At 59.8% G+C, this 23,965-nt stretch carries 18 protein-coding genes; 5 read left to right on the top strand and 13 right to left on the bottom strand.

The features are described from left to right. The first annotated feature begins 53 nt into the window (after positions 1-53). On the top strand, positions 54-1,622 hold the full coding sequence (locus E5180_RS08955; protein WP_138924075.1) for a class I adenylate-forming enzyme family protein: 1,569 nt from the start codon (positions 54-56) through the stop codon (positions 1,620-1,622). 14 nt (positions 1,623-1,636) lie between these two features. Continuing rightward, positions 1,637-3,208 carry an acetolactate synthase large subunit gene (locus E5180_RS08950; RefSeq protein ID WP_254700444.1) on the top strand — a complete coding sequence of 524 codons (1,572 nt, stop codon included), beginning with the start codon at positions 1,637-1,639 and terminating at the stop codon, positions 3,206-3,208. 84 nt (positions 3,209-3,292) lie between these two features. On the opposite strand, the gene E5180_RS08945 is transcribed toward E5180_RS08950, so the two are convergent. From E5180_RS08945 to E5180_RS08930, 5 genes are all read right to left on the bottom strand, one after another. After that, positions 3,293-5,728 (bottom strand): mechanosensitive ion channel domain-containing protein, encoded by a 2,436-nt coding sequence (locus E5180_RS08945; protein ID WP_138924073.1) that lies wholly within the window; start codon positions 5,726-5,728, stop codon positions 3,293-3,295. Between the two features lie 163 nt (positions 5,729-5,891). After that, complete coding sequence (locus tag E5180_RS08940; protein ID WP_138924072.1) at positions 5,892-7,142, bottom strand: OpgC family protein; 1,251 nt, start codon at positions 7,140-7,142, stop codon at positions 5,892-5,894. Further along, positions 7,117-8,895 carry a glucans biosynthesis glucosyltransferase MdoH gene (mdoH, locus tag E5180_RS08935; protein ID WP_138924071.1) on the bottom strand — a complete coding sequence of 593 codons (1,779 nt, stop codon included), beginning with the start codon at positions 8,893-8,895 and terminating at the stop codon, positions 7,117-7,119. The genes E5180_RS08940 and mdoH overlap by 26 nt, the downstream gene beginning before the upstream one ends. Further along, positions 8,888-9,049: a hypothetical protein gene (locus E5180_RS15730; protein ID WP_171048930.1), complete on the bottom strand. Its 162-nt coding sequence runs from the start codon at positions 9,047-9,049 to the stop codon at positions 8,888-8,890. Before E5180_RS15730 ends, mdoH begins: the two co-directional genes overlap by 8 nt. Beyond that, positions 9,046-10,635, bottom strand: coding sequence for a glucan biosynthesis protein (locus tag E5180_RS08930; RefSeq protein WP_254700442.1), 1,590 nt, complete (start codon positions 10,633-10,635; stop codon positions 9,046-9,048). Before E5180_RS08930 ends, E5180_RS15730 begins: the two co-directional genes overlap by 4 nt. A gap of 334 nt (positions 10,636-10,969) precedes the next feature. Here E5180_RS08930 and nhaC point away from each other — a divergent pair, with 334 nt between their 5' ends. Then, positions 10,970-12,463 (top strand): Na+/H+ antiporter NhaC, encoded by a 1,494-nt coding sequence (gene nhaC / locus E5180_RS08925; RefSeq protein WP_138924070.1) that lies wholly within the window; start codon positions 10,970-10,972, stop codon positions 12,461-12,463. A gap of 66 nt (positions 12,464-12,529) precedes the next feature. On the opposite strand, the gene E5180_RS08920 is transcribed toward nhaC, so the two are convergent. The 4 genes from E5180_RS08920 to doeA all read right to left on the bottom strand — a co-directional run bounded on the left by E5180_RS08920 (position 12,530) and on the right by doeA (position 17,850). After that, the gene (locus E5180_RS08920) at positions 12,530-14,137 is read right to left on the bottom strand and encodes a class I adenylate-forming enzyme family protein (RefSeq protein WP_138924069.1); all 1,608 of its coding nucleotides are present in this window, start codon (positions 14,135-14,137) and stop codon (positions 12,530-12,532) included. A 139-nt stretch (positions 14,138-14,276) separates the two neighbouring features. Next, positions 14,277-15,650, bottom strand: a complete 1,374-nt coding sequence (locus tag E5180_RS08915; RefSeq protein ID WP_138924068.1) for an aspartate aminotransferase family protein — start codon at positions 15,648-15,650, stop codon at positions 14,277-14,279. A 27-nt stretch (positions 15,651-15,677) separates the two neighbouring features. Next, a complete protein-coding gene (gene doeB, locus E5180_RS08910) occupies positions 15,678-16,670 on the bottom strand; it encodes a N(2)-acetyl-L-2,4-diaminobutanoate deacetylase DoeB (RefSeq protein ID WP_138924067.1) in 993 nt (330 codons plus the stop codon). A 4-nt stretch (positions 16,671-16,674) separates the two neighbouring features. Then, positions 16,675-17,850, bottom strand: coding sequence for an ectoine hydrolase DoeA (gene doeA, locus E5180_RS08905; protein WP_138924066.1), 1,176 nt, complete (start codon positions 17,848-17,850; stop codon positions 16,675-16,677). Positions 17,851-17,968: 118 nt separating this feature from the next. Here doeA and E5180_RS08900 point away from each other — a divergent pair, with 118 nt between their 5' ends. After that, positions 17,969-18,424 (top strand): Lrp/AsnC family transcriptional regulator, encoded by a 456-nt coding sequence (locus E5180_RS08900; RefSeq protein WP_138924065.1) that lies wholly within the window; start codon positions 17,969-17,971, stop codon positions 18,422-18,424. Between the two features lie 21 nt (positions 18,425-18,445). On the opposite strand, the gene E5180_RS08895 is transcribed toward E5180_RS08900, so the two are convergent. Beyond that, entirely contained in the window at positions 18,446-18,886 is a 441-nt protein-coding gene (locus tag E5180_RS08895) for a PACE efflux transporter (protein ID WP_138924064.1), read from the bottom strand. A gap of 231 nt (positions 18,887-19,117) precedes the next feature. On the opposite strand from E5180_RS08895, the gene speB reads away from it, so the two are divergent. Then, positions 19,118-20,074, top strand: a complete 957-nt coding sequence (gene speB, locus E5180_RS08890; RefSeq protein WP_138924063.1) for an agmatinase — start codon at positions 19,118-19,120, stop codon at positions 20,072-20,074. A gap of 142 nt (positions 20,075-20,216) precedes the next feature. On the opposite strand, the gene E5180_RS08885 is transcribed toward speB, so the two are convergent. From E5180_RS08885 to E5180_RS08875, 3 genes are read right to left on the bottom strand one after another with little or no spacing between them, the layout of a single operon-like run. Next, positions 20,217-22,427 carry a xanthine dehydrogenase family protein molybdopterin-binding subunit gene (locus E5180_RS08885; RefSeq protein WP_138924062.1) on the bottom strand — a complete coding sequence of 737 codons (2,211 nt, stop codon included), beginning with the start codon at positions 22,425-22,427 and terminating at the stop codon, positions 20,217-20,219. Further along, positions 22,424-23,398, bottom strand: a complete 975-nt coding sequence (locus E5180_RS08880; protein ID WP_138924061.1) for an FAD binding domain-containing protein — start codon at positions 23,396-23,398, stop codon at positions 22,424-22,426. The genes E5180_RS08885 and E5180_RS08880 overlap by 4 nt, the downstream gene beginning before the upstream one ends. Continuing rightward, on the bottom strand, positions 23,395-23,901 hold the full coding sequence (locus E5180_RS08875; protein WP_138924060.1) for a 2Fe-2S iron-sulfur cluster-binding protein: 507 nt from the start codon (positions 23,899-23,901) through the stop codon (positions 23,395-23,397). The genes E5180_RS08880 and E5180_RS08875 overlap by 4 nt, the downstream gene beginning before the upstream one ends. Positions 23,902-23,965: the final 64 nt, after the last annotated feature.

Genomic DNA, 23,965 nt, shown 5'->3' with positions numbered 1-23,965 from the left:
GGGCTGCGGAACGGTGTTCCGCAGCGGGGAGAGAACTATTTCAGGACAGTGATATGATACCGATCAATCCGCCGGCACCGGCAAACACACCCACGCAAACCATCGTCGAGGTCGTGCGTGGCAACGCCAAAGCGCATCCGGACAAACCCGCGCTGGTCTGTGACGCAAAGACCGTCAGCTGGGGGGCATTCGACCAGCGCATCAACAAGATCGCCAATCTGCTGCTGTCGCTGGGGGTGGGCAAGGGCGATAACATCGCAATCATCTCTCCTAATTCCATTCCTTATGCAGAGCTGTTTATGGGCATCCTGCGGGCGGGGGCCTGTGTGACGCCGCTGTCTACGATGGCGTCGCCCGACGCGCTGCAAAAGATGCTAACCGATTGCGGCGCGCGTGCGATCTTTGTCGCGGCGCAATACCTTGAACTGGTCGACGGGTTCGTTGCTGATCTGGATCTGGCACGGTTTGCCATTGATTTTGACCACCCCGCGTTCGACCCCTATGAACCGGCGGTCGCCGCGGCGTCTGACACCGACCCCGAAATCAAGACCGAGATGTCGGATGCGTTCAACCTGATCTATTCCTCGGGCACAACGGGGACGCCCAAGGGCATCTTGCACAACCACTGGATGCGGTCCGCGCAAATGGATCGTGTGTCGCCCAACGGATATGACGATAATGCGCGTACTCTGCTGTCGACGCCGCTCTATTCCAACACGACGATCGTGTCGTTCCTGCCCACGCTTTACGGCGGGTCCACGGTGTATCTGATGCCGAAATTCGACGCACGTGGTTACCTCGAGATCGTGCAGCGTGAAAAGATCACCCACACGATGCTGGTGCCTGTGCAGTACAAACGCATCATGGATGTGCCCGATTTTGACCAGTTTGATCTGTCGTCGATGCAGGTCAAATTCTCGACCTCCGCGCCGCTGCGGGCCGAGGTCAAGGCCGACGTGCTGGCACGGTTTCCCGGTAAGTTGCTTGAATACTATGGCCTGACCGAAGGGGGCGGGGTCACGGTGCTGAACTCTGCCGAACATCCCGATAAATTGCATACGGTGGGCCAGACTGCGCCGGGCAATGAAATTCGCCTGATTGACGAGACCGGCAAAGAGGTCCCCAAGGGCGAGGTGGGCGAGATTTGCGGCCGTGGTCCAACGATGATGGCGGGCTATTTCGGGCGCGATGATCTGACAGCGGATTACATCTGGCGTGACGAAGCGGGCAACGTCTTCTTCCGCTCGGGTGATATGGGGCGCTTTGACGACGACGGCTTTCTGATCCTGTCGGACCGCAAGAAAGATATGATCATCTCGGGCGGGTTGAACATCTATGCTGACGATCTTGAGCTGGCGCTGCTGGCGGACCCGGATGTGATCGATGCCGCGGTCATCGGTGTGCCATCTGAGGCATGGGGTGAAACGCCTTATGGTTTGGTTGTGCTGCGCGAAGGGGCGACACGTTCGGGCGATGACGTCTGCGCGGACGCCAATGCCAAACTGGGCAAAAGCCAGCGTCTGTCGGCGGTCGAGCTGCGGGACGAGCTGCCGCGCAGCTCTATCGGGAAAATCCTCAAGAAAGAGTTGCGTGCGCCCTTCTGGGCGGCGGTCTCTGCGTGAACAAGGAAAAATTCATGAACGATCAAACGGATACGGACAAGATGAACGGCGCGGATAGCCTTGTGCAAACGCTACTCGATAGCGGACTGGACACGTGCTTTACCAATCCCGGTACGTCGGAAATGCACTTTGTTGCCGCGCTGGATCACGTGCCCGGCATGCGGTCTATCCTTGTCCTGCAAGAGGGCGTGGCGACGGGGGCGGCGGATGGCTATTACCGTATGGCCGGCAAGCCCGCCTGTACTCTGCTGCACCTTGGGCCGGGTTTGGCCAACGGGTTGTCGAACCTGCACAATGCAAAAAAGGCCGGGTCCGGCGTGGTGAACATCGTCGGCGAACATGCGGTCACGCATATCGAGCTGGATGCGCCACTAACGTCTGACATCGAAGGGATCGCGCGGCCCGTGTCGCATTGGGTGCATACGTCGCTGTCGGCGGCGGATGTGGGCGCGGATGCTGCCCGTGCGGTGCAGGCGGCGAATGTGGCCCCCGGTCAGGTCGCGACGCTGATGCTGCCCAGTGACACCGCGTGGAACGAGGGCGGCACGGTCGCGCCCGCGCTTGAACCCGCAGTGCGCCCCGCCTTTGACGAGGCCGCGCTGGAGGAAGCGGTCGCCGCGCTGTCCGGTCCCGACAGCTTGCTGCTGTTGGGTGGTGCTGCGCTGAGCGCCGAGATGCTGGAGGTCGCAGGGCGGATCGCGGCCAAGACCGGCTGCAAATTGCTAAGCGAATGGGCCAATGCGCGGCAGGAACGCGGGGCGGGTCGTGTCGTGGTCAACCGCGTGCCTTATCCGATTGATCAGGCGCTAGAGACATTGGCACCGTTCAAACGCATCGTACTGGTGGGCGCGCGCGCGCCGGTCGGTTTCTTTGCCTACCCGAACAAGCCCGCCATCCTGACCGCCGAAGGCACGCAGATCATCAATCTGTGCACCACCGGTCAGGATATCGAAGCGGCACTGGCAGCGCTTTGCAGCGGTGCTGACGCGACGGGCACCGCGCCTGCGCATGTGGCAGAGGCCTCTGTGCCGGACAAACCCAGCGGCCCGCTGGAACCCGGCGGCATCGCGCAAGCTTTGGCACGCAGCATCCCCGAGGATGCGATTATCATCGACGAGGCGATCACCACCGGCCGCGCCTTTTTCCCCGCGACAGCAGGGGCACCCAAGCACACATGGGTGAACAACTGCGGCGGGTCCATCGGATATGGCATGCCCGTAGCGATTGGCGCTGCGGTTGCTTGCCCGGACCGCAAGGTGATGGCGTTGGTCGGGGACGGCAGCGCAATGTACACGGTTCAGGCGCTTTGGACGATGGCACGCGAAGGGCTGGACATTACCATCGTGATTTTCGCCAACCGCGTTTACAAGATCCTGCGCGGCGAGCTGACAAATGTTGGCGTCAGCAATGCGGGCCCCAAGGCGATGGATATGCTGTCGCTGGACCAGCCGACGCTTGAATTTGCTCAGATGGCGAAATCGATGGGCGTGGAGGCAACGCAGGTCACAGATTGCGCGGCACTGGAACTGGCGATCGAGACCGGACTGGCACACAAGGGCCCCTATCTGATCGAAGCCGTGATGTAGCGTCCGCGCAGATACTTTGAAAACAAAAGGCCCCCGATCATCGCTGATCGGGGGCCTTTTTTATGTCTCATCCATCAACCGCTGCTAGCGGTCGGCGCCGCCGTCACCGTCGCTGTCGGGCACATCATCCGCCTTGATCGGCTTGGACACCGTCTTGGCCTTTTTGGGGCCCTTGTCGGCATCTTGGGCTGCGGGGCCTTCGATCTTGAACGGCTGGGTGGTGCCGTCCTTGTTCTCGCCCAGCCAGATGGTTTGCTGTGGGAAGGGGATTTCGATCCCACGCTCGTCAAAGACTGTCTTGAGATAGCCGTTGTACATGCGCCCGATGCCCCATTGCTTGCCCGGATCGGTCTTGATCCGCACCCGCAGAACCACGGCGCTGTCGCCAAGCGACTGCACGCCGAACCATTCCAGCTCTCCCATGATGCTATTTGCGATTTCAGGCTCGTTTGCCATCATCCGGTCATAGGCATCGAACATCGCCTGTTTGGCGTCTTCGACATTCTCGCGGTAAGCGATGCCCATGTCACAAACCGTATAGGCAAAGCCGCGCATATAGTTGCTGACCACATCCACGGTCGAGAAGGGGATCATGTGGAACACCCCTTGCACATCGCGCAGGGAAACGGACCGCACCGACAGCTTTTCGACCGTGCCTGTGGTGCCGCCCACGGTGATCACGTCGCCGACGTTGATGACGTTCTCGAACTGGATGAACACGCCGGTGATGATGTCTTGCACCATCTTTTGAGCGCCAAAACCAATCGCCAGACCCAACACCCCAGCAGAAGCCAGCAGTGGCCCGATATCCAGCCCGATTTCGCTAAGCACGAACATCAGCGTCAGGATGATCAGCGCAATGGTCGCCGCGTTGCGCAGCAACGTCAGCAAGGTGGTTTCCCGCGAGGTCGGCACAGCGCCGTATTCAGGGTTCAGCTTGTAATCGACAAAGGACGTCAGCGCGAGCCAGATGCCAAAGGCCACCGTCAGGATCAACCCGACAGAGATCAACGCCTTGGTCACTGCCAGACCGACCTGGCCCTCAAGCCAGCTGCGCATGTCGATCATGCCAATCACGTCCAGTGTAAAGAACAGCACGCAGATCAGCAGGAAAAGACGCAATGTGCTAAAGGCACGCGGGACAAACGTGTTGATGCGGCGTTCAAGCAGCGGCAGTTTGGCGTTCACGTCCTTAGGCAAAGAGATACCACGGTGCACGGCCTGCGCCAACCAGCCCGACAGTAGGGATGCGATGATGATCGCGGCCAAAATCTTGCCTGACCCGACAATCGCCTCGAGCGTCACATCAGCAGGCTGGGTCATCACCACGATGAACATCACCGCAATATACGTCAGAGCAACCCAATGCCAGATGCCTGCCAGCCCATGCAGGATACGGGCGATGAACCCGCGCCGTGCCTGCGCGATGGTAGCCGGATCGACGCCCTCTGCTGCCGTCGCCTCAACGGGGTCCGCCTCGCTTTGAAGCCAGCGGGTAACAGCCTTGCGACGGCGCAGCACGATATAGACGAGATACAGCAGCACCATCACCGACAGCAGTGCCGAGACGCCTGCACCCGCAGCCGCGTTGACGCTTTGATTAACGATGGGCACGACAAGCAGCTGGCCATACCCCAGCAGGCTGACCACGACGCTCAGATAACGGGTCAGCGATTTGGCTGCCGCGTCTCCCACGGGTACGAGCCGCAGACCCGAGGCGACGGGCGACAGGAACGACCGGATGATGACTTTGGTCATCTCGACCAGCAGGAAGGCATTCAGATACATCGACTGGCGGATGCCGATCTGACCGGCTTCGCCCACGGCGAGGATGGTAATCAGATAGCCCGCAGCCCAGGCCACAATGACGATAAACGCATCCAGCAGGTTCGACCCCAGAAACAGGCCGATAGAGCGGAAGATGCCGACGTGTTCAGCTGTTCGGCCCATACGGGCATACAGCCCGCGTGCCAGATAGCGCAGCACCAGAAACAAGACGACGGTGATCGCAATCACGACCAGCAGGCCGGGCAGGGCGTCTAGCAAGACCGATAGCTCTGATCCGCTAAGGCCGGCGAACACGCCGCCGCCGCCTTCGATCGCGGTCCAGAACGACGTAAGCGTGTTAACCGTGTCTTGCCCGATCTGCTGGGTAATCAGCGCGATCTGCCGCCCGACTGACACACCTTCGGCATCGGCCGCAGCGGTGATGGTTTCAATCGCGGGGTTCTCGTCGCCCGCCGGTTGACCGGAAGCGTCCAGCGACTTTTCTAGGTCCGCGATCAGCGCCGCACGCGCGTTATCGTCTTTCAGAACCTCAAGCAGGCTATCCAGCGGTGCCTTCGCTTCGGCATCAGGCGCCGCTTCGGTCGTTTCTTTGTCAGAGGGCCCACCCCCCATAAACAGGGACTGCGCCTGTACCGCGAGGGGGGAGAGGGTCAGGAACACCGCCATCAGAAGGCTCGCCATCAACTGTAGCCACCCTCGGGTTGGTATCGCGATCTTTCCGGTTCCTGACATGGGGGCCTCTTTCGACATCTCTAAATTACGCTACGAGATAGGGGAATGATCCCTATTTCCACTGTTTTGTGCTTATGGGTGGTCTTGGACGCAAAGAAAACCCGATGCACGGGATAAGTTCGCACATCGGGTGTTGCGTCAATGGGGGGGCGGGGCCGTGGCCTTAAGCCGTTGAACTGCTGGCAACCATCTCGGGGCGTGGGGCTGTGGCGGCGGCTGGCTGCTTTGGCTGCGGCTGTTTACGTGAAGCTTCGGCCAGCAGGGCAGCAACATAGCACACAGCGACCGCGACCGGCGGCAGAATCCACGGCAAAGCCGTCACGTTGGGTTCGATGTCCATCATGATTTGACCGGCCAGTGCCAGAATGGTGCCAAGGCCGAACACCAGCAGCCCGTGACTGCCCATCAGCCGGAGCGGGGCGGCCAGACGGTGCGCACATATGTGTGTCACCACGGGGAGGCAGGACAGCACATAGACCAGCGCAAGGACGTGTACCAAACGCGGCAGCGCCAGCATGGACTTATTATGGGTCACGATATTAGCGGGCAGGCCAATCCCGCCAAGTTGCGCCATCTTGTGGTTCATAAAACTGCCCAGACCGGGCACATAGCGCCACGCCGCGATGAACAGCAACACACCGACCGCCAGTTTGAACAACAGCGCAGAGTTGCGGACCAGCCGTTCGCCCTTGCGGTGGCGGACACCGATTGCCAGACCGATCACAAAGATAAGCTGCCACGTGAGCGGGTTAAAGAACCAGCCGCCGCCACCGGGGTGGTTCGGGATGGTAAGCCGCGTGGCACCCGCATAAAGCCAGAACGCCCCCGCGACAGCCAGCGTCGTACGTGGCGCATATAGCACGGCGGCAATCAGAACAGGGCCTGCCAGCAACAAGACAGTATAAGACGGCAAAATGTTCACATAGCCGATTTGGTAGCCCAACGTAACAAGCCCCGCCATCGCGGCACCAGTCTGCTCATAGAGCAAGGCGAGGTTGTGCATCACTCGAAATTCGGATCGAACAAACGTATCCGCCGCCCAAGCATACAGCCCGATGGCGGCGACCGTTAGCACGATATGCACGATATAAAGCTGCCACGCACGCCGCCACAACGGGGCTATCGCATCCCATAGGCGCAGATCGCCCGACATCCACCGACCGATGGCGGGGGAATAGGCGATGCCGGCGGCGATGCCGGACATGATAAAGAACGCCTCTGCCGCGTCGGAGAACCCGATGTTGCGGATGGTCAGATACTCCCACGGGTTGCCGGGCATGTGGTCGATGATGATCATGATCAGCGCCAGCCCGCGAAAGGCATCAATGCGTGGATCGCGGGCGCGACGTGGCAGATCAACGCCACGCCGGATCGGAATAAGCTGGGCGTCAGGCCGGTTGGACGATTGGGTCATGCGACGATCCTTGTTGGGCGGTACCCGTTCTCAGGTTCTCGCGGTAGGCGGCAATTACAGCGGGCGTGACCCGTTCTTGCGGCGTGGTAAAGACGCGGCCATTGCTGGGGTGCGAGGTCACAGCGATCAGCAGCGGGGCGATCGACATGGGAAGCGTCACAGGCAGCAGCCAGTAAATCAGGTTCGGCACTAACAGATAGACCGCAATTGTGACCACGATCCCGAACAGCGACACCCAGCGGCTTGCACGCCAGCTTTCTGTCAGCGTCAGTCGCCCTTCGCCACGTGCAGTCGCAGGCCAGCCACCGTCCTTGCCCGCAAAGACTTCGGCTACGGCGCGGCTTTGGTACATCAGCATGATCGGCGCGATCAGCGCGGTGAGCAGGATTTCGGCCAACACGGACCCAAGCGCACGCAGCGCGCCGCCAAAGCCCCGTGCGCGCCCCGTTGCAGCAGCTTCGCCAAAGATCGCGAGCTTAGGCAGCAAAAGCAGCACGCCAATGCCAAAGGCCAGCGCAACAATCTGAAAGGTCTTGTCGTCGGGGAAAACCGGAAAAAGCTGATAGGCATTGGGGAAGTAATCAGGGCTTGCGTTGGTCGCGGCGGCCAGCAGCGATACGATTAGGAACGCGCCCCATGCGACCGACACCAGATAGGCCGTGATACCTTGGATAAAGACGAAACGGCTCCAGCCATGCAGACCGGGGGCACCGACCAGACGCATATGCTGAAGGTTGCCTTGGCACCACCGACGATCCCGACGGGCAAAGGCAAGAAGGTTGTCAGGGCCTTCTTCGAACGATCCGGTGATGCGCGGGTCCATTTCCACGCGCCAGCCGCCACGCACAAGCAACGCGGCTTCGACGTAATCATGGCTAAGGATTGTGCCGCCAAAAGGGGCAGGGCCGCTGAGTTCGGGCAGGCCGCAGCATTGCGACAAAGCGCGTACACGGGCGATGGCGTTGTGCCCCCAAAACGGGCCCGCACGCCCCTGCATTCGGGCCAGACCGCGGGCAAAGACAGGTGAGTGAAAGCTGGCAGAGAACTGCATCGCACGGCCAAATAGTGACCCCGCCCCGAAAATATTGGGCAGTGTTTGCAGCAGTCCAAGGGTCGTATCTGCCTCCATCCGCGCGACGAGGTGGCGGATCGTATTGCCCTCCATCAAGCTATCGGCGTCAAGGATCACGACGTATTCATAAGCCCCGCCGGATTTGCGGATGAAATCTTCGACGTTTCCAGCCTTGCGGCCGTGGCGGTCTGTGCGGTTGCGGTAGAAGACTGGATTAGACGCGCTATCATCGGCGAATAGCGGGGCGAGTGCCGCTCGCTCTGCGATCAGCGCGTCGGGGTCGAAGGTATCGGATAGGATCGCAAAATCGACCGGCACGTTGGCAGCTTGCATGGATTGGCGCATCGCAGTGATGCGGGCGCAAACCTCTGTCGGGTTTTCGTTGCAGATCGGCACAAGGATCGCTGTGGCGGGGAAGTCTGCGTTGGACAGGTCCATGTCGGGCAGCGGGTCAAAGGACGGCACGCCCAAAAACGCCTGCCCCGCCCCCCACGCCAACCAAGCAGTGGTAAGCGCAATGAGCGCAACGGCAAAGCCGTCCCAGATATCAAAGCCCGTGTTAAGACCCGCCTGCGCAAGCGTCGCGGCTGCGGCCGTCGCACAGAGCAGGGCAAAGCAAATGGCACCGACACGGCTGAACCGCGTGGCACCATCGCGCACATAAGAGGGCATGTCAGGCATTACGCATGAAGATACGGCTCAGCACTTCGAAAAGCGACGGGCGGGCATCATGTTCAAGTACCTGCCGCGGCATATCCAGCGGGGCAGCACGGGGCGCGTAGCGGTCAAAGTCGGTCATTGGTTCGGAAGAAGTTGATGTCACAGACGTATTCATTCTTTCAGCCATTGGTATACCCAAGTCTCGGTCAAGCGGCGGTCACCCGCGGCCAGATTGGCACGCAGTTCAACCATTGCATTCGTTTCGGCGACGACCTCTAGAACCAGTCGCCACATATGATCGTGGCCGTCGATCTGCTGCAGCACTTGTCCTGCAATCTTGCCGCCGACGATGTTTACATTGGCCTCAACAACGTTCTCGGCATTTGGTTCCGCTAAAGTTGCACCTTCAAAGTCGATGACAAATTTTCGGCGATCATTCCGCGGTTTTACGCCTGCAACGCCGCCATGTCCGGCAAGTGTGCGTGAAACTTGAGCAAGTGTAGAAGACGCGCCGGGTGGGGTCATGCCCCAGTTCAGACGGTAGGAGATGCTTTTGCTGTCCCCCGCAGAGAACCCGTCTTTATAGGTCCAGAAGGCGACGATATTGTCGTTTCCTTCCAGATCCGAAGGAATCTCGATCAGGCGGACCATACCTTCGCCCCAGTCGCCCCTGGGTTCGACCATGAGGGTGGGGCGCAACTCGTAATGGGCTTCGGCATCCAGATAGTCGTCAAAGGCGCGGTGGCGTTGCACAAGGCCAAAGGACTTAGGTGATTGCGCGCCAAAGTATGAATTTGCGAGTTTCGGCGGGTTGTTGAGCACCCGAAACAGCGTGTCCTCGCCGGTGTTCACGATCAGGGCTTCACTGTCGTGGACGCGGGCGCGGTAATCATCAAAGCTGCCCTGATCGTTCAGCCCGAACAGATACATAGAGGTCAGCGGCGCGATGCCGAGCTGCTGTACGTCTTGGCGGAAGAACAATTCGGTGGTCACATCCATCGTGGTGGTGGCCCCGGGGGTCACGGTGAACTTGTAGGCCCCCACGACCGACTGGCTTTCGAGCAGGGCAAAGAAGGTCATTGCCGTCTGGCCGGGTTTTGGCCGTTGCAGCCAGAAGGCGCTGAAACGGGGGAATTCTTCGGGCTCAGAGGTCGCGGTGTTCACCGCCAACCCGCGCGCGCTTAGGCCATAGCGGTTGCCCGCCCCTAAGGCGCGGAAATAGCTCGCGCCCAGAAACGACACGATCTCGTCGAACTGTTGCGGGTCATTCAACGGCGCGTTCATGCGAAAGCCCGCCACGCCGGGGAGCTCTGTGCCGGTTGGAATTTTCTCAAGCGCCTTGGCCTGATAGATGAAGTCGTCCGAGGTAAAACCAAGCGGCTGTGCCTTGCCGTCTACAACCTCGTAGAGTGCCACGGTGCCGTCGAATAGCCAGCCGGGGTGATAGGCGTGTACCACAGCCTGCGCCGCGGGGCCTTTCCAGACCGCGCTGTCTTCGCGGAACCGGATGTTGCGGTAGTCGTCATAGTCCAGCGAGGTAAACGGGTCGCCCAATTGCGTCGGCGCGACATAGTCTTCGCCGGCAAGGCTGCGCGCTTGTTCGATCAGTGACTCGAAGGTAAAAGGCTCTGCCGCATCGCTGGTTTGCGCCCATGCAGCAGTGTCCTGCGCACCGATTGCAGCCGCGAAAGCCAAAGCGGCCCCCCCTGCGAGCAAAACAGAGCGGCGAGACATCGGGCGGGTGCGAGACAAATGATGCATCAAAACTGATTCCTGTTCGTTGCTGCATTGCAGAATTCTTATAATTACGCGGGAAGTTCAATGACATGAAGCGTAATGCGCTGAATTTTGCTGCCCAATGCGGGGTTTGCGCGAAAATTGCGATTTTAACGCGGCATCAACCGCCAGTAATTCCATAATTCTAGCGTGACAGGGGACCGATTTTATCTAGAGCCTTCAAAAAACAGCGGAAAATTGCCTGAAATTCCAATCAGACGCCCTAGAATAAGATTGGTTGGCATCACAGGGCTGCAATGCCACCCTAAAGGGAATCTGTGTGTGTAAAAGTAAATAAGACTATAAAAACGAGGACAAAATGGACAATAAAGATCTTCCATCGCTCCCGCTGGCGCTGCTGCCCGTCGTGCTGACGCTTGGCCTTCTGGCGCTGCAACTCTTCTATTACGGCGACTTCACGCCGCATATTCCTCTGATCCTCGGATTGGCCATTACGTCCCTGCTTGGTGTGTTTCGCGGGCAGACGTGGATGGACATCCGCGAGGGCGTGTTTCACGTGATCCACGTGTCGATGCCGTCGCTTGCGGTGTTGATCGTGGTGGGCATGATTGTCGGTGTATGGATCGCGTCGGGCACGGTGCCGACGTTGATCTACTACGGGCTGACGTTGCTGACGCCGTCAATCTTTCTGGCAGCAGCCATGATCTTGTGTGCCGTGGTGTCGCTATCGTTGGGGACCAGCTGGGGCACGGTCGGGACCATCGGTCTGGCGTTGATGGGCATTGGTGCGGGCTTTGGTATTCCGGCCTATTGGACCGCAGGTGCTGTGGTATCGGGCGCATTCTTTGGCGATAAGGTATCACCGCTGTCCGATACGACGAACCTTGCCCCTGCGGTGACGGGCACGAACGTCTTCGACCACATCAAGAACATGCTGCCCACCACTGTGCCTGCGATGATTATCGCGCTGGTGATTTATATCGTGGTTGGCTTCATGCTGATCGAAGAGGGTGTTGGCGATGTAAGTAGCATCAATGCGATCACGGCCGGTCTGGAAGAACGGTTCAGCCTAGGGATCATCCCGCTGACACCTGCGTTGATCGTGATTGTGCTGGCGTTGATGAAAAAGCCGCCACTGCCGTCGCTATTTGCGGGTGTGCTGGCCGGTGGGCTGGTCGCGATCTTTTGGCAGGGTGCCGGTCTGCATGACGTGTTTGCCTTTGCGCAGTCGGGCTATTCTATCGACACTGGGATCGCCGACATCGACAGCCTGCTGAACGCGGGCGGCATCCAGTCGATGATGTGGACCATCTCGCTGATGCTGATTGCCTTGGGTTTTGGCGGTGCGCTGGAACGTACCGGCTGCCTCGAGGCGATTATTATGGCGATCGTCAGCCGCGTGAAAAGCTTTGGCGCAGTTCAAAGCTCGGCCATCGGGACGGCGTTTGCGACCAATATGGTGGCGGGTGATCCTTATATCTCGATTGCGCTGCCGGGCCGTATGTATGCGCCCCTGTACCGTGGGATGGGATATTCGACACTGAACCTGAGCCGTGCGGTCGAAGAGGGCGGCACGTTGATGAGCCCGCTGATCCCGTGGAACGCAGGCGGTGCCTTTGTGATCTCGGCCTTGGGGCTGGGGGTTATGGATGGTAACCTGACCAACCTGCTTTATATCCCGCTGGCCTTTGCCTGCTGGACCGCACCGTTGATCGGCGTGTTCTATGCGGTAACCGGACTGTTCTCGCCCAAGGCGACGGACGAGGACCGGGCAGAGTGGGAAAAATCCGGCGAGGACATCATGGACCTTGGCGACCATGCACTGGCTTACGAGGAACCAGCGCAAAGCTGATTCCGCTTGATACCACACAGATGAAAGCCGCAGCGCCTGATCGCGCGCTGCGGCTTTTTTCATGCGTTACGCTGTGGTCTTGAGCCGGTCCCGCAAGGTGTTCTTGACAATCTTGCCATTGGCATTGCGGGGCAGGGGATCGGGTTCGAATGTTGCGAAATCGGGGGCTTTGTAATCTGCCATCCGCGTGCGCGCGAAGGCTCTTACCGCCTTAAGATCCAGCGCCGTATCGGTGGTGTGGATGAAAACATGCATCTTTTCCCCAAGCACCGGATCAGGGCAGCCAATGGCGGCACATTCGATCACGGACGGGTGGGCGGTCAGCGCGTTTTCAACCTCGGCGCTGTAGATGTTATAGCCGCCACGAATAATCATATCCTTGCGGCGGTCATGCAGGCAGATAAAGCCGTCGGCATCGCGCGACCCCATGTCACCGCTCTTCCAATAGCCGTCATGAAACTCGCTGGCGGTGCGGTCGGGGTTGTCCCAATAGCCGGGCACGGTCATCGCGCCCTTGATCCAAAGCTCTCCGTGGGTGCCGTCGGGCACCTCATTGCCCTGCGGGTCAACGATACGGATGTCGGCGCAGGGCACGGCAATACCGATGCTGTCTGCGCGTTTGGTTCCGAAACCCATCGGCAGGATCGTCACGGCAGAGGTAAGCTCGGTTGCGCCATAGGCATTCATCAGGCACAGGTTCGGCAGCTTTTCTGACAGCTCCGTGATTGTGGACTGCGGCATCGGCGCGCCGCCATAGCCACCGATCCGCCAATGTTGCAGGTCGTAGTCATCGACGTTGCAGCGCAGCAGAAAGAGGTTGTACATCGCCGGCACCATCAGCGTCTGCGTGACTTTTTCATCTGCGGTTAGCGACAGGAATTCATGTGCGCCAAAGTGCTCCATCATCACGGTGCAGCCAGCAGTTTGCAGCATGGTAAAGACAGTGGCAACAAGGCCGGTCACGTGGCTCGCAGGCACACAGAGGAGGGAGCGTTCGCGGGCACCCAGTTCCATGCAAAGTTCAAAATGCATTGCCGAATGGACAATGTTCAGATGGGTCAGTGTCGCGCCCTTGGGCTGGCCTGTGGTGCCCGAGGTATAGAGGATCACCGCAATATCATCTTCGTGCAGCGGGACAGGGTCGCCCAGCGGTGCCTCGGCGGGGAGCGTGTCAAAAGCGTCAGATCCGGCTGCGGTGCCGCCAACACAAAAGCGGTGGGTCAGAGCGGGCAGATCGGCGGGCGCGGGCAGGCGGTCGGCGACATCCGTGCCATGCACGGCGATCTTGGCTCCGCATTGACGCAAGATGAACGCAAGCTCAGGCGTTCCTTCGCGGATGTTGATCGGCACGGCAATCGCACCAAGACGCAAACAGCCCATCATCGTCACGATGAATTCCCAGCGGTTCGACAGCAGCAGGGCAACGCGGTCGCCCTTGGCCACGCCACGCGCACGCAGCCCCGCTGCGATGCGGCCCACCTGCAGATCAAGGTCGGTGTAGATCAGTCTGGTATCGCCGCTGACCACGGCCTCTTGATCGGGGGCGCGGGCAAGTGCCGCGGCGAGCATGGCGTTCAGATCGGCTGGGCGATCCTTAAAGCACTTGATCTCGCGTCCGTCGAAATGGGTTTCTGTTTGTATGCGATCCGTGATCGCCTGTGACCAATGTGGCATCTGCGCTCCTCCCGTAGCTTGGGTAAGTCATTGCGCAAACGATCAAGGGCTGCAACGGCCAAGAGCGGTGTTAGCGCCCTTATAGGGTAACCCTTTCCAACGTGCGGTTCGCCCTGCGAAACAAGGCGAACCGAGACGCTTATCCCAGCACAGTTTTCACCGCGTCGGCGGTTGCGGCGACGACGGTATCGACCTCTTCGCGGGTGATGCAGAAGGGGGGCGCAAAGCCGGTAATGTCGCCTTGGGGCATAGCACGCGCGATCACGCCGCGTTCGAGCATTGCTGCAGAGATCGCAGCGCCCACCTTGCGTGCAGGATCAAGCGGGGACGCGTTGGATTTATCGGCCACATATTCCACTGCGCACAGCAGCCCTTCGCCACGGATGTCACCGACATTCGGGTGGTCGCCGAGCGCCTCTTTCATCGAGGTGTTGAGATACCCCCCGACCTCGGCCGCGTTGCTCACGAGGTTCAGGTCGTCGATCAGCTTGAGGTTGGCGACACCCGCCGCCGCACAAATGGGATGCGCCGAATAGGTCCAGCCGTGACCGATGGGGCCGTTTTCATCCGTGCCCTGTTCCAGCACCTTCCACATCCGGTCCGATACGATGGAGCCTGACAGCGGCGCATAGGCCGATGTCAGCCCTTTGGCGATGGTGATCAGATCGGGTTTCAACCCATAGTGATCGGACCCGAACATGGTGCCCAGGCGGCCAAAACCGGTCACGACCTCGTCGGCGATTAGCAGGATGTCGTGGCGGTTCAGCACCTCTTGGATCGCGTCCCAATAACCGGTGGGCGGGGGCACGATGCCACCGGTCCCGAGCACGGGTTCCCCGATAAAGGCCGCGATTGTGTCCGGCCCTTCGGCCTGAATCTGCGCCTCGAGCGCGTTGGCACATTGGGCGGTGAAGTCGGCTTCGGACTGGTTGCGGTCCTTGCGGCGGTAGTAATAGGGCGCATCCGTGTGGATTACGGGGTTCATGGGTAGATCGAATTTGTCGTGAAACAGCGACAGTCCGGTCAGCGATCCGGTCATCAACCCCGACCCGTGATAGCCACGCCAGCGCGAGATGATCTTTTTCTTCTGCGGACGGCCAAGGATGTTGTTGTAATACCAGACGAGCTTGATGTTGGTTTCATTCGCATCCGACCCCGACATGCCGAAATAGACTTTGGACATATGCGCCGGTGCGCGGTCCATAATCATCTTCGCGAGCGTGATCGAAGTTTCGGTCCCGTGGCCCATATAGGAATGGTAATAGGCCAGCTGATGTGCCTGTTCGGCGATGGCATCCGCGATCTCTGTCCGGCCATAGCCTGCGTTGACGCAATAGAGCCCGGCAAAGGCGTCCAGCATCCGGTTGCCGTCACGGTCTTCGATATGAACGCCCGATGCCCCTGTGATGACGCGCGTTGCGGATTCACCCCGCGCATGTTGTGCCAGATGCGTTGAGGGATGAAAAAAGTTCTCGCGGTCCCACGTGGCGAGTTGGTCATCGTTGCGAAGCATAGGTCAGGCTTTCTGTTTAGGAGAGTTTCAGGTGAGTTCGGTGGCAAGCACGGCAAGACAATCGCCAGGCTGTGTCAGACCGGGGTGATGGCGGGCGATCATGATGCCCCCCATCTGGGCGCGGATCTCGCGCGGGGGGACGCCGGTGTGCTGGCCGTCCCACAGACGTGCAATCAGGTCGCCTTCGGCTACGGTTTGCCCAAGGGTGACGTTGAAGTCGACGAGCCCACCGTGGTTGGTGACATGAAAGCAGCGGTCGTCGTCTTGAGACAGGACGCGTGATGGGGCGGTGACGGGCTGCCCCTCAAGGATACCGGCGTGGATCAACAGGTTACGCACCCCTTTACGAGCGATCTGTGCCGTTTCCGGCGTGGCGGTGCCACCGCCGCCCAGTTCGGTGGTGACGAAAGTCTTGCCCATAGCTTCTGCCGCATCGTCGTACATGCCTAGCGCGTCGATCTCGCGCATCTCGACACTGAACGGCGCGTTGAACGCATCGCGCACGGCGCGGCAGCGGGCCTGCTGGTCCGCATCCTCCAGCGTATGGCAGGCTGCAAAGGGAAGAAAATCAAGCGTTTTGCCGCCCGAGTGAAAATCAAGCACTACATCGGCCATCGGAAGAAGAACGTGTTGAAAGTAATCCGCGATCTTCTGCGTGGGCGTCCCATCGGGACGACCGGGAAAGCTGCGGTTCATGTTCACCCCGTCGAGCGGAGACACGCGCGTGCCGGCCGCAAAGGCAGGCTGGTTCATGAACGGGATTATGATCACGGAGCCGGTGACGTCCTTGGCCTGCAATGTCTGAGCAAGCTCGACCAAGGCCAACGGGCCTTCGTATTCGTCCCCGTGATTGCCACCTGTCAGAAGGGCGCAGGGGCCGTCGCCGCTTTTCACTTGGGTCACCGGAATTTGGATCGCCCCCCAAGCACTGTCGTTACGGCTATAGGGAAGGCGCAAATAGCCGTGCTGCACGCCTGTGCCCTCAAAATCGATGGTGGCAGAGATAGGATTGTCCCGCATGGCGCTATTCCTTGATCACAAGCGCACGCGGGGTGGTGCACAGACAGTCGGCACCCGTTTCGGTGATGACGATAGGTTCCGTGATCTCGATGCCGCCGTCGTCCAGCCACAGCGCTGGCATAAAGTGAAAGGTCATCCCCGGTTCAAGCACTGTGGTGTCGCCCGCGCGGAAGGACATGGTGCGTTCGCCCCAATCGGGAGGATAGGACAGCCCGATGGCATAACCGCAACGGCTGTCTTTCTCGAACCCGCGTTTGCGCAGGGTGGTGTTGAAGGCGCGGGCAATGTCTTCGCATCGGTTGCCGGGTTTGGCTTGTTCTAGCCCCGCGTCAATTGCTTCGAGAACGGCATTTTCCGCATCCAGATATTTTTGTGGCGGTTTGCCCAGAAACAAGGTGCGCGACTGCGGGCATTGGTAGCGCCGGTGCGCCCCTGCGATTTCAAAGAACGTGCCTTCGTTATTGCGCAGGGGGGCGTCGTCCCATGTGATATGCGGCGCGGTGGCATCCAGACCGGAGGGTGTCATTGGCACGCAAGCGGGGTAATCGCCCCAGTGCCCGTGGGCACCGCTGACAGAGGCGTGGTAGATATCCGCGATCAGATCGTTCTTGCGCATGCCGACTTCGGCCTTTTCGCGGATCACCTCGTGCATCCGTTCAACGATCCGGGCGGCGCGGCGCATGTATTCCAGTTCGGTGGGGGATTTGACGGCGCGTTGCCAATTCACCAGCGCGGTGGCGTTCTGGATGTTGACGCCCGGTAGCCGTGTTTGCAGCGTCAGAAACGCAGAGGCGGTGAAATAATAATTGTCCAGCTCGAATCCGATACGGGCGTTTTCTAGCCCGCGGGCGGCGATCAGGCGGGCCAGATCTTCCATCGGGTGTTTGTCGGGGTTCTGGACATAGGTGTCGTCGTAGCCGACGATATTGTCGTCCTCCAGATAGGTGGTGCGCTGGGCACCTGCACTGTCCATCGCTCGGCCCCACCAGACAGGCTGGCCCTCGTGGGTGAGCAGCACGCCCTGATGCACGTAAAACGACCACCCGTCATAGCCCGCCAACCACGCCATATTTGACGGGTCGGTGACAAACAGCGCGTCCAGCCCGCGTGTGGCCATTTCGGCGCGTGTTTTTGCCAGACGTGCTGCATATTCGGGCTGCGTAAAAGAATGGTCAATCATGTGGGAAATCCTGCCAGGGTATTGTGCGAGTTTAGCTTTTTCGGCCTCCGCATTTATGCGAATATCAACGTTACGCGGGTAAAAGCCGCAAACTTTTGGAAGATATGGGGAATTTAGGATGATTGACGCGATAGACCGGAAAATCCTGCATCACGTGCAGCGTGACAATCTGCTGACCAGCGCACGTCTTTCCGAACTGGTGGGGTTGTCGCAAACTTCGATCCAGCGGCGGTTGGCGCGGCTGCGGGCCACCAAAGCAATCGAGGCCGATATTGCCGTCGTATCGCCCGAAGCGGTGGGGCGCCCGCTGACCATGCTCATCGCGGTGGAGCTGGCGCGGGAACGCTCTGATATCATTGACAGGTTCAAACGTGCGGTGCGTGAGCGGGCAGAGGTGATGAGCGCCTATTACGTGACGGGAGAGACCGACTTTATGTTGATCGTAAGCGCCGAGGACATGCAGGACTACGAAGCCTTCACCCGCGATTTTTTCTATAACAACCCGGATATCAAAGGGTTCAAAACCACTGTCGTGATGGACAGGATCAAGGCGTCTTTCACGCTGCCGGTTTAAGGGCGAATGTCAGGTCGGGGCTCAGGCGGTTTTGACACGCTCTTGCGCCCATTCGGGCAGGGGAAAGAGCGTGTCATAGATCAGGTTAAACGCATAGGCATACACAAGGTAAAAGCCAGCCAGCGCGATATCCATGACAAAGGCGTCCCATAGGCTGATCCCCAGATACCACGCGATAAAGGGCATCAGGACAACGAGCAAACCCGCCTCGAATGCAACCGCATGGACCGCCCGCACGGACCGTGATTTCAGGGTGGTTCCGGTCAGCCGCTTCAAGGCAAGATCAAAGATCACATTGTAGCCAAGGTTCCAAAGCGTCGCGAGCGTGGCGCTGACCACCCCGACAATGCCAAAGTCGCGCAAAGGCACGTCGAAGAGGAACGCACCAGCGGGGATCACAAGGATCAGCGCGATGATTTCAAAACTGATGGCGTGGCGAAGACGGTCTAATGCGGAGCGCATGGGTATACCTCGGTGAAGGGCCGGGTCGTCCCGGCAATTTTCCATTCAGGGGAGGTCGTCCTCTCGTTGCCATAGGTGGCAAAGCAGGGCGCGGTTTGCAAGAGGCATGGGGGGCGTTGCTGCGGAAAGCTGCTTGGCTTTGCGGGTAAAGCTGCGAAGCTGCATGCAAACGGGGACGCGGAAATTGGTCTGTGCGCCAAGAACCATGCCAGAGCCAAAAGGAATGGGACGATGAACAAACCAGCATATAATCAGCCGCTTAGCGGGAATTTCATGCCACGCACGGGTGGGCCGGCGACCATGATGCGCTTGCCGATGGCAGAAACGGCGGCGGGGCTGGATGCATGTTTTCTGGGCATCCCAATGGATATTGGCACCTCGAACCGTCCCGGAGCGCGGTTGGGTCCCCGCCAGATACGCGACGAAAGCCGCATGATCCGCCCCTACAACATGGCGACCGGTGCGGCCCCGTTCGAACATCTTCAGGTGGCAGATATCGGTGACGTGCCGATCAACCTTTTTGATCTCAAGAAGTCCGTGGCCATTATCGCGGATCACTACCGCGAGGTCCTGTCCCATGGGGCGATCCCGCTGACACTGGGCGGGGATCACACGCTCAGCTGGCCAATCTTGCGGGCGGTCGCTGAAAAACACGGGCCTGTCGCGCTGATCCATGTGGATGCCCATTCGGATACCAACGATGAAATGTTCGGCGAGAAAGAGGCCCATGGCTGTCCGTTCCGACGCGCATGGGAGGAAGGCTGTCTGCAAAACGACAAGGTGTTCCAGATTGGTCTGCGGGGCACCGGCTATAGTAAGGATGATTTCGATTGGGGGCGGCAACAGGGCTGGACCTGCATTCAGGCCGAAGAATGCTGGCACAAATCGCTGACGCCATTGATGGCGGACATCCGCGCCAAGATCGGGGACGCACCGGTCTATCTGACCAATGATATCGACAGCCTTGATCCCGCGTTCGCCCCCGGTACAGGCACGGTCGAGGTGGGAGGGTTAACCACGATGCAGGGGCTAGAAATCATCCGCGGGACGGCGGGGCTAAATCTGGTGGGCTGTGATCTGGTCGAAGTCTCTCCGCCCTATGATCCGGCGGGCAACACGGCAATGATCGCGGCCAGTTATCTGTATGAAATGCTATGTGCACTGCCGGGGGTTCCGCAGGGCAGATAGACGCCATCAGGCAGAAAGAGGCGTCGGAGGCTGGAGCAGACGACGTGATCCTCAAGCTGGGCGGCCATACCGTCAGCGTTCTACCAGACACCGGCGCAGCGGCAAAGCCGCGCCGGTTTGGTCGGGGTTTGCGCAGACAGTCTCACATATCCGGTAGACCCGGCAGGATTTTGTCCATCGTTGCGGGTAAATCGCGCACACGGACGCCGCAGGCATCGTAGATCGCGTTGATGATCGACGCACCTGCGCCACAGATGCCAAGCTCGCCGATGCCTTTGGCCTGCATAGGGTTGGCCCAAGGGTCGCGTTCCTGCACGAAGTTGACTGTGAGCTGCGGCACATCAAGGTTCACCGGCACGTGGTATTCAGCCAGATCATTGTTAACCAAATGGCCGTCGCGTTTGTCGAACATCAGATCTTCGGTCAGCGCCATGCCGATGCCAAAGGTCATGCCGCCCAGACATTGAGACCGCGCCGTCTTGGCGTTCAGGATGCGCCCTGCGGCAAAGCTGCCGTGCATCCGGCGCACACGTGTTTCGCCGGTAACGCTGTTCACGCCGACCTCTGCAAAGAATGCGCCAAAGGTCGCTTGGCGACGGTCGGTCTGGGTGTCGCCCTTATTGATGGTGCCTTCGACCGTGAGGGGGCCGTTCTTGGTGAACTCTGGCAAATCGGCGCGGCGGTTGTTGGCGGTGGCAACACCGTCATGCAGCGTCAGATCGCGTTCTTCTACGCCCATGGTTTCGGCGATCTTTTTGCGCAGCGCCTCGCATGCAACAAAGACCGACCCGCCCGATGATGCGGCACCCCAGCTGCCCCCGGAACCGGCGGCTTTGGGCAGGCTGCTGTCGCCCAAGCGCACCGTCACACGGTCCGCCGGCACGCCCAGCATCTCGCCGGCGATCTGGGTCAGGATCGCATAGGTACCGGTGCCAATGTCTGTCATATCGGTTTCAACCAGCAGGCTGCCGTCTTCGTTCAGTGTGACACGCGCGTGGCTTTCGCCCAGCATGTTGACCCGCGTGGCCGAAGACATGCCGTAGCCGATCAACCACTCTCCGTCTGTTTTGCCGGCCTCGCGGTCGGCCCAGCCAAAGGTCTTGGCCCCGTCGTCCAGTGCCTCGGCCAGTTTGTGAGATGAGAATTCGCGCCCGTCCGAAGGGTCCACTTCAGGAATGTTGCGTTTGCGCAGTTCGACCGGATCGATGCCGCTCACGTCTGCCAGCTCGTCCATCGCGATCTCGAGCGCGGTGATACCCACCGCCTCGCCCGGTGCACGAACAGAGCCGGCACACATGCGGTTGATCCGTTTGATATGCATCCCGATTTCACGGTTTTCACCGCGATAAAGGAAAGGCGTCGCCTGCGATACCGGCTCTGCAAAGCTTTCATCCAACAATTGCGAGACGGTGGAATCATGCCCGATGCCGGTCATCCGTCCATCAGCGTCCGCGGCTAGTTTGATGTGCTGAACCGTCTCGGACCGGCGCATCGTCGCCTCAAGTACTTGTTGGCGGCTTAGTACAACGGCTACGGGGGCCCCAAGTTCACGTGCGGCATGGGCCGCGGCAACTGCCTCGTGGCTAATCCCGAGTTTCGAGCCAAAGCCACCACCGACGTAAGGCGCCAGAATATGCACATTTTCAGCGTCAATCCCAAGCGCGTCGGCCAGTTCATTCACATTGTATTTGAGCATCTGATACGACCCGCGCAGGGTCAGCTTGCCGCCATCCCACTGGGCAATCGCGGCATGGGGTTCCATCGCAGACGAGCTGTGCCCGCTGGTGCGATAGGTTTCATCCACGGTATAGGCGGCATCTGACAGCGCGGCATCCAGATCGCCTTGGGACGATTGCTTGTCCTTCGGCGTTTCGATTTCTGCCACATCAAGATCAGTCACGGCATCCTCGGGCGTAATCTGAAGCTCGATCATATGGGCAGCGTGGCGGGCCTGTTCAAAGGTATCGGCCACAACCAGCGCGACGGGTTGCCCGATATAGGAAATCTTGCCATCCGGCTGGACAGGGGCCTCGTTTGCGGTGCCTTGGGCAGGGTTGCGCAGGAAGGTCTTGCCGTGAAACACGTCGCGCACACCGTCAAACTTGCGCACGGCTTCGGCGTTCAATCCGGTGATCCGCCCACCTGCAACAGGTGCGCGGACAAGCACGCCGGTCATCATGCCCGCCGGTTGGTCTTCGTGGGCATAAGTGGCGCGGCCAGAGACTTTGAGCGGACCGTCGGGACGGTCCATGCCGGTGTGGATCAACCCTTGAACCGTGGCATCCAACCGATTGCGGTCGTCGGGTTCATTCATCGTCAGTTCGGCGCTCGAGATGTTGCTACCGTCGGTCATTGCTGTACCCCCGTCAGTTCCTTGAGTGTGGCAATCAACGTGCGCCGTGCCAGTGGCACTTTGAATGCGTTGCCGTCTTTGGGTGCTGCGTCTGCCACCAGAATATCGGCGGCCTTGCCGAACAAGGTGACCGAAGGCTCTTGCCCGATGAGCGCCTCTTCGACCGCCGGATCGCGCCACGGCATCGATCCAATGCCACCACAAGCGATTGCGGCTTGGGTAATTTTGCCTTCCGATACCTCGATCCGCGCCGCGACTGATACCATGGCAAACGCGTAGGATGCGCGATCGCGTACTTTGCGATACATCTGGTTCCCCTCGGCAGGGGCGGGCAAGGTGACGGCGGTGATCAGTTCACCCGATTGCAAAATTGTTTCAACTGCGGGATCGGTGGGGATCAGATAGAATTCGGACAGCGGCACCGTGCGAGAGGCGCCATCGGTGCCCTCGATCTCGACTTCGGCCCCCAGCATTTGCATCGCAACGGCCATATCACTGGGATGGCTGGCGATGCACTTGTCGGTGACGCCAAGGATCGCGTGAAGCCGGTTCGCCCCCTCCATCGCGCCGCAGCCTGAACCCGGCTCGCGTTTGTTGCACGGTTGGTCGGTGTCATAGAAATAATAGCAGCGGGTCCGTTGCAGAAGGTTGCCGCCGGTGGTCGCCTTGTTGCGCAGTTGACCCGACGCACCGGCCAACAGGGCCGACGATAATGCGGCATAGTCTTCGCGAACCGTCATATCCGCCGCGAGGTCAGAGTTCGTGACCAAAGCGCCGATACGCAGCCCGCCGTCGCGCGTGGGAGTGATCTGTTTCAGGTCCAGCCGCGAGATGTCGACAAGTTTGTCAGGGGTCATCACCTCTAGCTTCATGAGGTCCAGCAGGTTGGTCCCGCCCGCGATGATTGTCGCGTCAGGGGTGCGGGCGACATCACTGTTTGCACTGGCGCGGATATAGTCGAACTGCTTCATGACTGCTCCTCCGCGGTTTCGCGGATCGCATCGACGATATTGGGGTAGGCGGCGCAACGGCAAATATTACCTGACATCCGCTCTGATATTTCGGCATCGGTCAGCTCGGGCGATGCGGTAAGGCTGCCCGAAACATTGGAGGGCCAGCCGGCTTTGAACTCTTCGAGCATGGCGGTGGCTGAACAGATTTGACCCGGGGTGCAATAGCCGCATTGGAATCCATCGTGTTTCACGAAATTCTGCTGCATGTCTGACAGGTTGTGTTCGTCGCCCAACCCCTCGATCGTGGTGATTTCGTCGCCGTCATGCATGCAGGCAAGGCTGAGACATGAGTTGATGCGACGTCCGTTAACCATGACGGTGCAGGCCCCGCACTGTCCGTGATCGCAGCCTTTTTTGGTGCCAGTGAGGTTCAGGTGATTGCGCAGCGCATCCAGCAGCGAGGTGCGGGTGTCTGCATCAAGACTATGGTCTTTGCCGTTAACGGTCAGTGTGGTTCGCATGAGAAGGGGGCCCTTTGTCCGATGACATCTAGGGAATAGAACCCCGGTCAGCGGGTCAGGGTTC

It is taken from the genome of Sulfitobacter sp. BSw21498 (assembly GCF_006064855.1).
GTDB lineage: Bacteria > Pseudomonadota > Alphaproteobacteria > Rhodobacterales > Rhodobacteraceae > Sulfitobacter.
Note: the sequence above shows the minus strand (reverse complement) of the source record. Positions and strands in the feature narration are given on the sequence as shown.